The 13443-nt window shown below is 73.0% G+C and carries 14 protein-coding genes; 7 read left to right on the forward strand and 7 right to left on the reverse strand.

From position 1 onward, the window contains the following. Window positions 1-67 precede the first annotated feature (67 nt). The 3 genes from ACZ6SQ_RS24450 to ACZ6SQ_RS24460 all read left to right on the forward strand — a co-directional run bounded on the left by ACZ6SQ_RS24450 (window position 68) and on the right by ACZ6SQ_RS24460 (window position 3994). A complete protein-coding gene (locus tag ACZ6SQ_RS24450) occupies window positions 68-1504 on the forward strand; it encodes a family 2B encapsulin nanocompartment shell protein (RefSeq protein ID WP_469565551.1) in 1437 nt (478 codons plus the stop codon). Window positions 1505-2039: 535 nt separating this feature from the next. Then, a complete protein-coding gene (locus ACZ6SQ_RS24455) occupies window positions 2040-3059 on the forward strand; it encodes a family 2 encapsulin nanocompartment cargo protein terpene cyclase (protein WP_469565805.1) in 1020 nt (339 codons plus the stop codon). Between the two features lie 62 nt (window positions 3060-3121). Further along, window positions 3122-3994, forward strand: a complete 873-nt coding sequence (locus tag ACZ6SQ_RS24460) for a geranyl diphosphate 2-C-methyltransferase (protein WP_386379935.1) — start codon at window positions 3122-3124, stop codon at window positions 3992-3994. On the opposite strand, the gene ACZ6SQ_RS24465 is transcribed toward ACZ6SQ_RS24460, so the two are convergent. After that, entirely contained in the window at window positions 3972-5204 is a 1233-nt protein-coding gene (locus tag ACZ6SQ_RS24465; protein WP_469565554.1) for an esterase-like activity of phytase family protein, read from the reverse strand. The two genes, ACZ6SQ_RS24460 and ACZ6SQ_RS24465, sit on opposite strands and share 23 nt — an antisense overlap. Before the next feature lie 166 nt (window positions 5205-5370). Here ACZ6SQ_RS24465 and ACZ6SQ_RS24470 point away from each other — a divergent pair, with 166 nt between their 5' ends. Continuing rightward, complete coding sequence (locus tag ACZ6SQ_RS24470; protein WP_469565556.1) at window positions 5371-6270, forward strand: SGNH/GDSL hydrolase family protein; 900 nt, start codon at window positions 5371-5373, stop codon at window positions 6268-6270. 7 nt (window positions 6271-6277) lie between these two features. On the opposite strand, the gene ACZ6SQ_RS24475 is transcribed toward ACZ6SQ_RS24470, so the two are convergent. Further along, on the reverse strand, window positions 6278-6760 hold the full coding sequence (locus tag ACZ6SQ_RS24475) for a VOC family protein (protein ID WP_469565558.1): 483 nt from the start codon (window positions 6758-6760) through the stop codon (window positions 6278-6280). 212 nt (window positions 6761-6972) lie between these two features. Here ACZ6SQ_RS24475 and ACZ6SQ_RS24480 point away from each other — a divergent pair, with 212 nt between their 5' ends. Together ACZ6SQ_RS24480 and ACZ6SQ_RS24485 are read left to right on the forward strand one after the other, a co-directional pair. Beyond that, on the forward strand, window positions 6973-7611 hold the full coding sequence (locus tag ACZ6SQ_RS24480; RefSeq protein WP_469565560.1) for an ATP-dependent Clp protease proteolytic subunit: 639 nt from the start codon (window positions 6973-6975) through the stop codon (window positions 7609-7611). Window positions 7612-7613: 2 nt separating this feature from the next. Continuing rightward, window positions 7614-8216 (forward strand): ClpP family protease, encoded by a 603-nt coding sequence (locus ACZ6SQ_RS24485; protein ID WP_386379940.1) that lies wholly within the window; start codon window positions 7614-7616, stop codon window positions 8214-8216. 7 nt (window positions 8217-8223) lie between these two features. Here ACZ6SQ_RS24485 and ACZ6SQ_RS24490 read toward each other — a convergent pair whose 3' ends face one another. The 3 genes from ACZ6SQ_RS24490 to ACZ6SQ_RS24500 form a co-directional block, all read right to left on the reverse strand. Continuing rightward, window positions 8224-8604 carry a helix-turn-helix domain-containing protein gene (locus ACZ6SQ_RS24490; protein ID WP_469565563.1) on the reverse strand — a complete coding sequence of 127 codons (381 nt, stop codon included), beginning with the start codon at window positions 8602-8604 and terminating at the stop codon, window positions 8224-8226. 93 nt (window positions 8605-8697) lie between these two features. Next, window positions 8698-9171 carry an ATP-binding protein gene (locus ACZ6SQ_RS24495; RefSeq protein ID WP_469565565.1) on the reverse strand — a complete coding sequence of 158 codons (474 nt, stop codon included), beginning with the start codon at window positions 9169-9171 and terminating at the stop codon, window positions 8698-8700. Between the two features lie 86 nt (window positions 9172-9257). After that, window positions 9258-10484: a DUF6777 domain-containing protein gene (locus tag ACZ6SQ_RS24500; protein WP_469565567.1), complete on the reverse strand. Its 1227-nt coding sequence runs from the start codon at window positions 10482-10484 to the stop codon at window positions 9258-9260. A gap of 171 nt (window positions 10485-10655) precedes the next feature. On the opposite strand from ACZ6SQ_RS24500, the gene ACZ6SQ_RS24505 reads away from it, so the two are divergent. Continuing rightward, window positions 10656-11921, forward strand: a complete 1266-nt coding sequence (locus ACZ6SQ_RS24505; RefSeq protein WP_469565569.1) for a streptophobe family protein — start codon at window positions 10656-10658, stop codon at window positions 11919-11921. 5 nt (window positions 11922-11926) lie between these two features. Here ACZ6SQ_RS24505 and ACZ6SQ_RS24510 read toward each other — a convergent pair whose 3' ends face one another. Both ACZ6SQ_RS24510 and ACZ6SQ_RS24515 read right to left on the reverse strand, forming a co-directional pair. Then, on the reverse strand, window positions 11927-12904 hold the full coding sequence (locus tag ACZ6SQ_RS24510) for a serine/threonine-protein kinase (RefSeq protein ID WP_469565571.1): 978 nt from the start codon (window positions 12902-12904) through the stop codon (window positions 11927-11929). Continuing rightward, window positions 12894-13439, reverse strand: a complete 546-nt coding sequence (locus ACZ6SQ_RS24515; RefSeq protein ID WP_469565573.1) for a hypothetical protein — start codon at window positions 13437-13439, stop codon at window positions 12894-12896. Before ACZ6SQ_RS24515 ends, ACZ6SQ_RS24510 begins: the two co-directional genes overlap by 11 nt. Between the last annotated feature and the right edge of the window lie 4 nt (window positions 13440-13443).

Consider the following 13443-nt stretch of genomic DNA (forward strand, 5'->3'; position numbering starts at 1 on the left):
AGTTGCCCCGAGCCTGACCGGCTCGCCCACCGACGATCAAGTGCCCGTTCATCTCCCGGGAGGGAATGTGTCCACGCCGGACAGCACCGCCGAGCCCGTCACCGACGGCCCGGCCCCCGCATCCGACGGTCAGCTCACCAGTCTCGGCACCCAGGCCGCACGCAATCTCGCGACCACCACCAAGTCCGTGCCCCAGATGCGGGGCATCTCCTCCCGATGGCTGCTGAAGGCCCTGCCCTGGGTCGACGTCAGGGGCGGCGCCTACCGCGTCAACCGGCGGCTCAGCCTGCGCCCCGGCGGGGGCCGGGTGCACTTCGAGCACAACGGCGCCGACGACATCCGGGTCGTCCCGGGGACCCTCACCGAACTGCCCGCCCTGCGCGGCTACGACGATCTCGGCGTCCTCGGGGAGATCGCCGGCCGCTTCCGGGTGCGCGAGGTGCGCGCCGGACAGGTCCTGTACGAGGCGGGGCAGCCGGTCACCGAGAACTACCTCGTCGTGCACGGCCGCTTCACCCGCTACACGGCAGGCGAGTACGGCGAGGAGCAGATCGTCGGCACCGTCACCGACGGCGACCCGCTCGGCGACGAGGCGATCGGCCGGCCGGACCCGCTCTGGCCGACCTCCGTGCGCGCCGACACGGCCGGCACGGTGCTGGTGCTGCCCTGGGAGGTGGTCCGCGAGTTCACCGACCGGGTCCCCTCGCTGGCCGCGCACCTCACGGCGTACGGCGAACGGCAGCGGCTGCCGGTGAACCGCAAGGGTGAGGCCGAGGTGCCGGTGCAGGCCGGCCACAGCGGTGAGCCCACGCTGCCGGGCGGCTTCGTCGACTACGAACTCACCCCGCGCGAATACGAGTTGTCGCTGGCCCAGACCGTGCTGCGGGTGCACACCAGGGTCGCCGACCTCTACAACGAGCCGATGGACCAGACCCAGCAGCAACTCCGCCTGGCCATCGAGGAGATCCGCGAACGCCAGGAGTGGGAGCTGGTGAACAACCGGGAGTTCGGGCTGCTGCACAACGTCGACCACGGACAGCGCATCAGCACGCACACCGGACCGCCCACGCCGGACGACATGGACGAACTGCTCTCCATGCGGCGCGGGACGAAGCTGTTCCTCGCCCACCCGAAGGCCATCGCGGCGTTCTTCCGGCAGTGCAACCGGCGCGGTCTGGTGCCGGGCACGGCCACCGTGAACGGACACGAGGTGCCCGCCTGGCGCGGGGTGCCCGTCTTCCCCTGCGGCAAGATCCCGGTCACCCCGCAGCACACCACCAGCATCCTCGCGCTGCGCACGGGCGAGTCCGACCAGGGCGTGGTCGGTCTGTACCGGACGGGCATCCCGGAGGAGTTCCAGCCGGGCCTGAACGTGCGGTTCATGGGCATCGACACCGCCGCGATCCTCAACTACCTCGTGACCGCCTACTACTCGCTCGCCATCCTCGTCCCCGACGCGGCCGGAGCCCTGGAGAACGTCCAGATCGGCCGGACCGCCGACTGACCGCGTGGAGCACGCACACATGACCACGTCCGCACCGCCCCCGGCAGCGCCCGCGCTGCCCGGACCCCCCACGCCCGCCCCGCAGCCGCGGACCCCGGCGGCGTCCGGCGCACCGCCCGTGAGCCCGCCGGAGCCCGCCGCCCCGCGCCCGCTGCCCGGCCCGCCGAACCTCGCCGCCGAACTGCGCGCCCGCCGCGCCGGGGCCGGCGTACCGGAGCGGCCCGCCCCACCGGAACCCGCCCTGCCGCCGGTGCCCGAACCGGCCCGCTCCCCGCTGCCCGAACCACCGGCAACATCACCGGCGACGGCACCGGTCCCTCTGCCCGAACCGGCGGACCCGATCCCCGCGGCACCTCCCGAACCGCCGGCACCGATCCGTCTTCCGCTGCCCGGTCCCCCGGACATCGCCGCGGCGCTGCGCCCGCACTGGCCCTCCCCCACCCCCCTCGTCCCGCCGGACCCACCGGCTCCCGGCGCGACCGCCCCCGAGCCACCCCCGCCACCCGACCCCGCCCCCGGGCGCACCGCGTTCCCCCTGCCCGGCCCGCCGAGTGCCGCCGCCGGTCTGCGCACCCGGCGCACCGGAGCCGTCCCCGGGCTCCGGCACCGTCCGGTCGCCCCCGCCGACGCCGGCCGGGCGAGCGAGGTGGACCGCAGGCTGGAGGACTGGGCGCGCGGGCTGGACCTGTTCCCGGAGACCTGGTCGGGGGACTTCTCCGGCTTCCAGTTCGGCCGGGCCGTGGTGCTCCAGCATCCGGGCGCCGCCGATCTGGACCGGCTCACGGCCGCCGGGAAGCTGCTGCTGGCCGAGAACCTCGTCGACAGCTGCTACTGCGAGGAGGACGAGGGGCGGGGCGCCTCCCACCGGGGCCTGGGCGGCCGGCTGGTGCTGGCGCAGTCCGCGCTCGACCCGTACCACGGCACGCCGGAGCTCGAGGAGGCGTGGCGGCAGGGCATGCACGCCGACGGGCCGCTGCGGTCGTACTTCTGGGCCATGAAGGACTTCGCCGCGCTCGCCACGCCCAGCCAGGCCACCCGCTATGTGCACGACATGGCCCGGCTGCATCTGGGCTATCTCGGCGAGGCCGGCTGGGCGGAGACCGGGTACCGGCCGCGGGTCTGGGAGTACCTGGTGATGCGCCAGTTCAACAGCTTCCGCCCCTGTCTGTCGATCGTGGACGCCGTCGACGGCTACGAGCTGCCCGAGGCGCTGTACTCGCGGCCCGAGGTCCAGCGCATCACGGCGCTGGCCTGCAACGCCACCACGATCGTGAACGACCTGTACTCCTTCACCAAGGAGCTGGGCGATCCGGCGCACCTCAACCTGCCCGTGGTGGTCGCCGCCAACGAGCGGTGCGGGCTGAAGGCCGCCTACCTCCGCAGCGTGGAGATCCACAACCGGGTCATGGAGTCCTTCGAGACCGAGTCCGCGCTGCTGTCGGCCGGTTCACCCCTCGTCGCCCGCTACGCCCAGGGGCTGTCGGACTGGGTGGCCGGCAACCACGAGTGGCACGCCACCAACAGCCACCGCTACCACCTGCCCGACTACTGGTGACCCGGCCCTCCGCAGAGCCGGCTCCGATCCACCGTCATATGTCCGAAGAACAAGGAGCTCCGTTGACCTTCGCCCCCGACACCCACACCGCGACGCTGCCCACCCAGTCCACGTACCAGAACCGCGTCGCGGACTACTGGAACGCCGAGGAGAATCCGGTCAACCTCGAACTCGGGCGGGTCGACGACCTGTACCACCACCACTACGGCATCGGGGAGGCCGACTGGACCGTGCTCCAGGAGGACGACCCCGAACTGCGCAGGGAGCGTCTCACCGCCGAGCTGCACCGGCTCGAACACGCCCAGGCGGAACTGCTCGCCGGGTATCTGGGCCGGCTCACCCCGCAGGACCGGGTGTTCGACGCGGGCTGCGGGCGCGGCGGCGGCAGCGTGACGGCGCATCTGCGGTACGGCTGCCACGCCGACGGCGTGACCATCTCCGCCAAGCAGGCGGAGTTCGCGGGCGCGCAGGCCCGCAAACGCGGCATCGACGACAAGGTGCGCTACCACCACCGCAACATGCTCGACACCGGCTTCGAGACCGGCGCGTACGCGGCGTCCTGGAACAACGAGTCGACCATGTACGTCGAGCTGGACCTGCTGTTCGCCGAGCACTCCCGGCTGCTGCGCCGCGGCGGGCGCTATGTGACGATCACCGGCTGCTACAACGACACCTACGGCCGCGCCTCGCGCGAGGTGTCGCTGATCAACGCCCACTACATCTGCGACATCCATCCGCGCTCGGAGTACTTCCGGGCGATGGCCCGCAACCGGCTGGTGCCGGTGCATGTGGCCGACCTGACGGAAGCGGCCATCCCCTACTGGGAGTTGCGCCGCCAGGCCGACCACCTGGTCACCGGGATCGAGGACACGTTCCTCGACGCCTACCGCAACGGCAGCTTCCAGTACCTGCTCATCGCGGCGGACCGGGTCTGACGCACGAGGGCTGACGGAAGGCGCGCGGGTCGGCGTGCAGTCGCTCGGCGAGACGGACGGTGATGAACTCGTTGTCGTCCGCCTCGCCGGGCGTACGGCCCGACGAGAAGGGGAAGTTGTTGTCGTTCAGCACGGCCAGGGTGCGGTCGTCGAGCAGGACGACGTCCTCGATGGTGGTGAAGGGGAACCGGAAGGTCTCCCCGAAGCCGCCGACGCCCTTGGGGTCGGCGATGTCCAGCAGGTCGGCCACCAGGTTCTTGTCGAGCACGCCGTCCTCGTCGCGGTCGCGGGTGTCGGCCAGGTAGATCCGCTTGAACCTGGCGGCGTCGCCCTGGCCGCCGTCGCGCTCGATGACGAGGAAGCGGTGGCGGTCGACCGCGACGGCGTCGCCGATGGCGTGGGCCGGCGACTCCAGACGGTAGACGAACCGCTTGCCGGTGTAGGCGCCGCGGCGCAGGTCGAACTCGCTGAAGCGCAGGTCACCGGGCGTGTCGCCGGTGACCGAGCCCTCCAGCAGCGGGTACAGGCGCCGGCCGTCGACGGACCGGACCAGCCCCTCGAAGCCCTTGCTGGAGCCGATGGTGGCCTGCTCCCCGGTTCGGGCGGCGGTCTCCGGCGCCCGGACGCCGTCCAGCGCGACCGGCGCCCGGAGCAGCCGGCCGCGGGCGGAGAAGTGCAGCAGGTACGGGCCGAACTCGTCGCCCATCCAGTAGGTGCCGTCGGCCGACCGCACGATCGACTCGACGTCGAAGTCGGCCCCTGTCAGCCGGCGGTCGGCGCGGGTGAGCGGGAAGGGCACCAGCCCGTCGGGGTCGCTGAGGCCGAAGCCGCCGAGCACGCGGATCTCGCCGGTCCTGGTGTCGGGGGCGATGCGGTGCACGCGCAGCAGGAAGTCGGCGCTGTTGGCCTTGGCGCCGTAGCCGTTGTCGGAGAGCACGTCGAAGGTGCCGTCGTGCCGGTTCACGATGCCGCTGAAGCCCTGCACCGGCTGGCCGGCGAACGGGGCGGTGATGCCGTTGAACGGGCCCGCGCCGATGAACGCGCCGGACGGTTCGCTGTCCGGTACGAAGGTCTCGGCGGGCAGGGACGCGAATCCGGTGAGCGTGGCACGGCCGAAGTCCCCCTGGCGGGGCGGGTTCCCGGCCGTGGCCGGCGAGGCCAGGGCGAGCGTGAGGACGGCGGCGCCGAGCAGGAGATAAGGCTTTCTCATGCCGCGCACCGTAGGGACGGCGTGTGACGCGCACCCCAACTCCGCGCCAAGAGACCACACACAGTTGCGCCGCACCGGACGCCTCCCTTGTCAGAGGGGTGACTACCGCCCCCGCGCGAGTTGTGCTTGCCTGAGGAACTCCTCTGTCCGGGGCGGGAGTTGGCGAATGCGCAGACCGTGGTTCGTGGGAGCACTGCTGACCGGTGCGCTGCTGCTCGCCGGGTGCGGCGACCCGGCGTCCGGGCGGGACGTGGCCGCTCCCCTGCCGGAGACCACCCATCAGCGGGCCGCCGCCTCCCCCACGGCCGCGCCCTCGCCCGCGACGGCTCCGGTCGTGCTGTATCTCGGGGACTCCCTGGCCATGGAGAACCAGAACGTCCTCGGCCAGGAGCTGCGCCGCGACCTGCGCGCCCGGTACACGAGTGCCCCCTACTCGGGCACCACGCTGTGCGACTACCTGGAGGGCACGGGCGATCGGTCGCTGGTGCCGGACACGGACAAGGCGGCGGCACTGGTGCGCGGACTGCGCCCGGACGTCGTGGTGCTCCAGTTCTGGGGGAACTCCTGGGGCTACACGCCCTGCATGGACGGCATCACCTACGCCGAGTCGCGCGAGCGCTATCTGGAGCGGTACACCGCCGACGCCCGGCGGCTGACCGAGCAGATCGCGAGGGCGGGCGGCGCCCGGCGGCCGGCGATCGTGTGGGTGCTCCAGGGCCCGGACCCGATGACCCCTGAGCGGGTGCGGCTGGTGAACCAGGTGTACGAGGAGCAGGCCGCGGCCGCGAAGGACGCCGTGGCCGACGCGGGCCGCGCGGTCAGCCCCGCTGCGGACCGCTACACATGGACCCAGCATCTGCCCTGCACGAGGTACGAGCGCGCGCACCCCGGCTACTGCACCGAGCCGGGGCGGGGCCGCACCGCTCTGCACCGCGACGACGACTATCTGCATTTCTGTCTGGCCCCCACGACGAGTACGCCGAAGCCGTGCCCGGTGCGCTCCCCCGGCATCCTGCGGCTCGCCCGGGAGATCACCCGGGCGGTCGCGGAGCGCACCGGACCCTGACCGGCGCTCACTCGCCCGCGTGCGCCTTCTCCAGGGCGGCGATGTCGAGCTTCTTCATGCTCAGCATGGCCTGGGTGGCCCGGGACGCCTTCTGCGGGTCCGCGTCGGTCGTCCACTCGGCGAGCCGGTCCGGGACGACCTGCCAGGAGACGCCGAAGCGGTCCTTGAGCCAGCCGCAGGGGCCCTCCTCGCCGCCGTTCTCGGTGAGCTTCGTCCAGTAGTGGTCGATCTCCGCCTGGTCCGAGCAGAAGATCTGGAAGGAGATCGCCTCGTTGAACTTGAACTCCGGGCCGCCGTTGAGGGCGCAGAACTTGTGGCCGTTGGCCGTGAACTCGACCGTCAGGACGGTACCGGCGGGGCGCATGGAGCCCTCGGGGTAGTGGGAGACGCTGTCGACGCTGGAGTTCTTGAAGATCGAGACGTAGTACTGCGCGGCCTCCTCGGCCTGGTCGTCGAACCACAGGCACGTGGTGAAACCGTCGGCGGTCATGTCGTCCTCCTGGGGTGGGAAACCCGGTCGCGAGTAGAGACCGGGGCGGCGCGCGGAACTCATCGCTCCTCGCGCGAGAAGTCCCCCTCGCGCCCGGGGAAGGTCCGCGCTCTGCCCTCGGCAGATCTGCCGCGGGCAGAGAAACCGCCGGTGGGCGCGGTGGTGGGGCAACAGTGGAGACGACGGCGTCCACGACCGCACGAGGAGGACCGATGACTCCGTTCACCATGCTCGCCCCGCGGGCCGAGGAGGGCGACACAGCGCCCACCCGGTTCGACGACCATCTCGCCGCACAGCTGCTCGGGCAGCGGATCGTGCTGCTGGGCACCCAGGTCGACGAGGTGTCGGCCAACCGGGTGTGCGCCCAGTTGCTGATCCTGTCGGCGGAGGACCCGCACACCGACATCAGCCTGTTCGTGAACAGCCCCGGGGGCTCGGTGCACGCGGGCCTCGCCATCTACGACACCATGCGGCTGATCCCCAACGACGTCTCCACGCTCGCGATGGGCTTCGCCGCCAGCATGGGCCAGTTCCTGCTCGGCGTGGGCACGGCCGGAAAGCGGTACGCGCTGCCCAACGCGCGGATCATGATGCACCAGCCGTCGGCGGGCATCGGCGGCACCACCGCGGACATCGAGATCCAGGCGGACAACCTGGAGTACACCAAGCGGACGATCGAGCGGATCACCGCCGAGCACACCGGGCAGAGCCCGGAGACGATCTCCCGGGACGGTGACCGCGACCGCTGGTTCACGGCCGAGGAGGCCCGGGAGTACGGACTGGTGGACCAGGTGGTGGAGTCGTTCGCCGATGTGCGGCCGACCGCGACGAAGCGACGGATGGGACTGTGACCATGGGCGGCTACACGATTCCGAACGTCATCGAGCGCACCCCGCAGGGCGAGCGGTCCTTCGACGTGTTCAGTCGGCTGCTGAACGAGCGGATCATCTTTCTCGGCACCGAGATCGACGACGGTGTCGCCAATGTCGTCATCGCCCAACTCCTCCATCTGGAGTCGGCGGCACCCGAGAACGAGATCGCGATCTACATCAACTCGCCCGGCGGCTCGTTCACCTCGCTGATGGCGATCTACGACACCATGACGTTCGTGTCGGCGCCCATCTCCACCTTCTGCGTGGGGCAGGCGGCCTCCACCGCGGCGGTGCTGCTGGCGGGCGGGGACCCGGGACGCCGGTTCGTGCTGGAGCATTCGCGGGTGCTGCTCGGCCAGCCCGCCTCCGGCGGCCGCCAGGGCACGGTGTCCGATCTCGCCCTCCAGGCCAAGGAGATGGTGCGGATCCGCGCCCAGGTGGAGGAGGTGCTCGCCCGGCACACCCGGCACGAACTCGCCACCCTGCGCGCGGACATGGACCGCGACAAGGTGTTCACCGCCGAGGAGGCCGTGGCGTACGGTCTCGCGGACGAGGTGCTCGGCCGGCGCCTCGTCCGCGTCTGAGCCGGCGTCAGGCGACCAGGCACAGCCCGTTGTGGGACGAGGACGCGGGGGCGGCGCCGCGTCCGCGGACGGGGCCGCGGCGGTCGGCCAGGCGGATCAGCTCGCCCTGGGTCCGGTCCAGCAGGTCGCCGAGGCCGAGCCCCAGGGCGTGCGCGGCGGCCGCGAGGACCTCGGAGGAGGCCTCCTTGCGGCCGCGCTCCACCTCGGAGAGGTAGGGCATGGAGATCCGGGCGGCCTCGGCCACGTCCTTGAGGGTGCGTTCCTGGGCGAGGCGTTCCCGGCGCAGCACGTCTCCGACCAGGTCGCGCCACAGGGGTTCTCTGGGCGCGGGCTCGGCGGCGGGCCGCAGCGGGATGACTCGGGCTTCGTTCGGCGCTCGCTTGGTCACCTTCCCAGCCTAGGAGTCCTGGGCGCGCGGGGAAGGGTGCGGCGTTGCGCCCTGGGTGGAACCGGAGCCGGGGATTCGGCGGCCGGGGTCCGGTCAGCCGGGAGCCGTCGCCCGGTCGCCGGCGAGGTCCAGCGTGGCCCGTACCCGCTTGCCGACGGGGACGCGTTCGGCGGTGACCTCGGCCGCGAGGGCGTGCACGATCTCCAGGCCGTGCCGGCCGATCCTGCCGGGGTCGCGGGGGAAGCGCAGCGGCAGGGCGGCGCTGCTGTCGGTGACACACACCGTCACGGCGTCGTCGGTGCCCACCAGTTCCAGGATGTACGGGCCGTTGCTGTGCCGGTCCGCGTTGGTGACCAGCTCGCTGACGACGAGGAGGACGGCGCCCTCGGCGCGTTCGTCGATCGCCGCGCACCACTCGGTCCTGAGCCGTTCGACGAAGCGCGCGGCGAAGGCCCGCGCCTCGGCTATGCATCCCGGCTCGCCGGTGTAGTGGGTCGTCCGGCGCAGGGGTTCGACCGGCACGTCGAAGGTGGTGGGCGTCGCTGTGTCGTCCCGGTGTTCGATCATCCGTTTCTCTTTCCGAGGCCGCGCGGCAGATCGCTGCCGTACAGAAGCTCGTACCCAGTGAACGGCGCGCCAGTCCCGGCGCCGGGTCACGACTGCTCCACCGGTGAGGACCCGCTCTCCGCGGTGACGGTCGCCTCGGAGGTCTGCGTGTCCGGCGGGGCGGGCTCGGACTGCGGCTCCGGCGACGAGGGCTCCGTGCTCGGCGTGGTCGGAGTGGTCGGCGGACTCGGGCTCTCGGTGGAGGGGGACGGCGAGCTCGGGGACGGTGAGCTCGGGGACGGTGAGCTCGGGGACGGCGACGTCGGCGCGGTGGTGGTCGGCGGGGCGGTGGTGGTGGGCGGGGAGGTCGGCTCGTCGTGACCGCCGGTGTCGCCCTGCTCGCGGTGGATCCACTCGTCGTTGTCGGGGTCGTAGAGCACGAACACGTTGATCACGACCGGCGCGGGGGTCACCACGACCACCTTCGTGGGCTGGTACCCGGGCCAGGGTTCGCCTGTGCTCCGCGGGGCGACCTGCTGCGCGACGGGCGGGGTCAGCGGGTTGCCGCAGGCGCAGCGGACCCGGGGCACGCCGCGGTCGTCGACGAGGACGGCGGTGCCGGTCTGGAGCACGGCCTGGTAGGGCGTGGCGGCGCCGTCGCGGAAGCCGTGGTTGGTGACCCGGGTGTCCATGCGCAGCTGTACGGGGGTCAGCGAGCGCAGATAGCCGGGGACGCCGTCGGGCTGTACGTCGGCGACGGAGGCGAAGGCCTTGTTCTTGGCCGGGGCGGCCTGCAGCGCCTTGACCTGCTTCTCCACGTCGCAGGTGGAGACGTTGCGGGTGCCGCCGTACAGGCCGGGCGCGCCGCCGTCGACGCCGCGCACCGCGCGGGAGGGTGTCGCGTCGGGGGCCGGGGAGGGGGTGGCCGTGGGCGCGGTGCTGTCGGTCGCGGTGGATTCGGTGAACGGGTCGGGGCCGGAGGTGCCGGCGGCCTGGAGGAAGACCTCGCCGCCGGAGCCGGCGGAGGAGCCGCCGTCGGGGCGGGTGAGCACCACCGTCACGAACACGGCGGCGACCACCACGGCCGCGAGCGCCGCGACCCGGGGCACGGACCGCCACCACGGCGGCTGCGGTCCGGGTGGGGTACCGCCGGAGGGCTCGGAGGGCGGACCGGACGGCGGCTCCCCGGGACCCGAGGGAGGGCCCGAGGGCGGCTGGGAGGGCGGCCCGGACGACGGCGGCCCGCCGTGGCCGGAGGGCGGCCGGTTGGGGCCGGAGAGCGGGCCGGAGGGCGGGCCCGTGGGGCGGCCGTTCGACGGCGGTTCGACACTCACGGGGCCTTCTTCCCGACGGCGACCGCGAAGCACGCCACCGCCTTGTACCGCTTTCCACCCATTTCGGTGTGCAGACCTCATTGTCTGTGCCGGTGCCGTTCGGCTCGCAAGCGGACGCGGACGGCCCTTCCCGGCGGGCGGGCCGGGCGCGGGCTGCTTAGCGTGGCAAGGGTGAGCCCGCACACCCCTTCCGACCAGGCAGTCGCCCGCCACGGCTGGGTGCAGGCCGGCGCGGCGGTACTGGCCGCCGTGCTCGCCATGGGAATCGTCGCCGCCCTGGGGCTGTGGGCGGCCGGTGCCGCCGATCTGCCCGACGGGGCCTTCCCCCGGGTGACCGCGGCCACCGTCGTCACGGCCGTCGGCGGCACCATCGAACTGTCCGGGAACGCGGGCGGGCTGGCCGAGTCCTCGGCCGGGCTGACCGTGGTCCCGCTGTCCGTCACCCTGGTGGGCGCCCTGGTGCTCGCCGCGGGCTTTCTGCGTCCGCTGCGCCACCGGGCCGTGGCGGGAGCGCCCGAGCTGGCCGGCTGGGCCGCCCGGGTCGCCGTGCTGTGGCTGGCCGCGCTGCTCGGCCTGTCCCTCGGCGCCCGCCAGACCTTCTCGATCCCGCTCGGGGACTCGGCGGTGGCCGACCTCGGCGACGTCTTCGGCATCTCGCCCGAGGTGGGCTTCGAGACCGACCTGCCGCCGACCCTGTTCTTCGGCCTGCTGTGGCTGGCCGGTGTACTCCTTCTCGCGCTGCTGGTCGCGCGCGGGGCCCCGCTGCCGGGCCGGCTGCTGCGCTTCCAGACGTCCGTGCGCCCGGCGGCCCACGCCATGGTCCTGCTGCTCCTGGCGTACGTCGGTCTCGGTCTGGTCATCGCCCTGGTGGTGGCGGCCACCCGCGGGAACGCCGCCGAGACCTTCGCGGTGATCCTTCTCGGGCTGCCGAACCTGATGTGGCTGTGTCTGACCCTCGGGCTGGGCGCCACCTGGGAGGGCAAGGTGGACGGCCCGTTCGGGCTGCCGATGCCGCATGTGCTGGACCAGGTGCTGCGCGGCGAGGAGACCACCGACCTCAACCTGTCCTCGCTCGCCGAGTACGACGGCCGGGTGTGGTGGCTGGTGGCGGTCGACGCCGTTCTGCTGCTGGCGGCCGCGTTCGTGATGGCGGCCCGCTCCCCCGCCCGGGTCCGCGCCTGGCAGCACGCGGTGCACATGGCCGTCGCGCTGGCCCTCACCGTGCTCATGATCTGCCTCGTGGGCCGGATCTCCGCGCACTACGGACTGTCGGTCCTCGGCATCGGCGATCTCGGCGGCGGTCTGGGCGGTGACATCTTCCTGCGCCCGGTTCTCTGGTCCGCTCTCGGCCTCGCCCTGCTGTGGGGCCTGGTGACCGGCTTCCTGGGCGCCCTGCTGGCCCACGGGGTGCGCAGACGGGGCGAGCTGGAGACCTAGAGTCCCTAGCGCCTGAAGACGGGCGCGGCCCAGGCCGGGGGTCGTCTCGGCGGCTTCGTCACGGCGACCGCGTCGACGACCTGGGTCGGCGGATGGTCCGTCCGGGCGGCGGCGGTGGCGGTGCGCAGGTCCGCGACGAAGGCGAGGCAGGAGTCGTGCCGGTCGTCGGGGCTCTTGGCGAGGGCCTTGGCGAGGACCGGGTCGACCGCCGCGGGCAGTCCTTGCCGGACCGAGCTGGGCGGCGGCGGGTCGTCGTACTGATGGGCCCACAGCAGGGCCATGTCGTCGTCGCGGCGGAACGGCGGGCGGCCGGTGAGCACCTCGTAGACCACACAGGCGAAACCGTAGACGTCGCAGCGGCTGTCGACCGGGCGGCCGGAGATCTGCTCCGGGGCGACGTAGTCAAGGGTGCCGACGAACTGTCCTACCGAGGTGAAGCCGGTCAGCGACAGGGACTTCTTCGTCAGGCCGAAGTCGGTGAGGTAGACGTGCTCGGGGTGGTCGCTGTCGGTGCCGCGGGCGACGAGGACGTTGCCGGGTTTGACGTCCCGGTGGACCAGCCCGTGCTCATGGGCCGCGTCCAGCGCCGAGGCGACCTGGGCGGCGATGCGCAGCGCGGCCGGCAGCGGCAGGGGGCCCTGGCGGTCCAGCAGATGGCGCAGATCGCTGCCGGGGACGTAGCGCATGGCGATGTACAGCACGCCGTCGGTCTCGCCCGCCTCGAAGACCGGCACGATGTGCGGGTGGTCGAGGGCGGCGGCCACCCTCGACTCATGGGTGAAGCGGCGGCGGAAGGTGTCGTTGCGGGCCAGCTCCGGGGCCAGCAGCTTCAGCGCGACCGTGCGGTCCAGGCGCAGGTCGCGGGCCTGGTAGACGACGGCCATGCCGCCGCGGCCGATCTCCCGCTCGATGCGGTAGCCCGCGACCTGCCGGCCGATCAGCTCGGAGGGCCGTCCGGAGAACAGGCTGGTGTCACGGGCCATCGGGTGTCACGACCTGGGTCGGCGCGTGGAAGGGGTCCTGGGCGGCGGGCCGCCGCGGCTCCTCGTCGGTGGTGTACACGGCCTCGCGTACGCCCTCCCCGTACACCCACTGCCCGTGGTCGGCGTCGTACAGCCAGACCGCGTCGCCGTCCACCACGACGCCCAGGCGCAGGCCCCGGGTGCGGGCCGTGAAGGTCTCGCCGTCCAGCGAACCGGCGGCCCGCTCCTCGACGGCGGCCCGGTAGCGGGCGAGGGTCCGCTCGGCGCGGGCGAGCAGCGGGCGCGGGTCGGCGGTGGCGTCCGGCGGCCCGGCGGGCGGCGGGTCCTGCGGTACGGCGACCAGGAGGCGGCCGTCGACCCAGGCGGACCAGCCGTTGGCGCACAGCACATGCCCCCAGTCGCCGCGCAGCTCCAGCAGCTGGACGGGCAGCAGCGGGTCCAGGGGCACGGTGGGCCGGGCCGGGTCGGGGGTCTCCCAGGCGGGCATGCCGCCGCCGGGGACGACATGCGTGGGCAGGAAGCCGGGGGTCGTCATCGGC

It is taken from the genome of Streptomyces sp. NPDC048600 (genome assembly GCF_055587025.1).

What these genes read in the sequence shown, in the direction of transcription:
- ACZ6SQ_RS24465 (WP_469565554.1), bottom strand. Translation starts at nt 5,204, where the DNA reads ATGAGAAAGCCTTATCTCCTGCTCGGCGCCGCCGTCCTCACGCTCGCC.
- ACZ6SQ_RS24470 (WP_469565556.1), top strand. Translation starts at nt 5,371, where the DNA reads ATGCGCAGACCGTGGTTCGTGGGAGCACTGCTGACCGGTGCGCTGCTG.
- ACZ6SQ_RS24475 (WP_469565558.1), bottom strand. Translation starts at nt 6,760, where the DNA reads ATGACCGCCGACGGTTTCACCACGTGCCTGTGGTTCGACGACCAGGCC.
- ACZ6SQ_RS24480 (WP_469565560.1), top strand. Translation starts at nt 6,973, where the DNA reads ATGACTCCGTTCACCATGCTCGCCCCGCGGGCCGAGGAGGGCGACACA.
- ACZ6SQ_RS24485 (WP_386379940.1), top strand. Translation starts at nt 7,614, where the DNA reads ATGGGCGGCTACACGATTCCGAACGTCATCGAGCGCACCCCGCAGGGC.
- ACZ6SQ_RS24495 (WP_469565565.1), bottom strand. Translation starts at nt 9,171, where the DNA reads ATGATCGAACACCGGGACGACACAGCGACGCCCACCACCTTCGACGTG.
- ACZ6SQ_RS24510 (WP_469565571.1), bottom strand. Translation starts at nt 12,904, where the DNA reads ATGGCCCGTGACACCAGCCTGTTCTCCGGACGGCCCTCCGAGCTGATC.
- ACZ6SQ_RS24515 (WP_469565573.1), bottom strand. Translation starts at nt 13,439, where the DNA reads ATGACGACCCCCGGCTTCCTGCCCACGCATGTCGTCCCCGGCGGCGGC.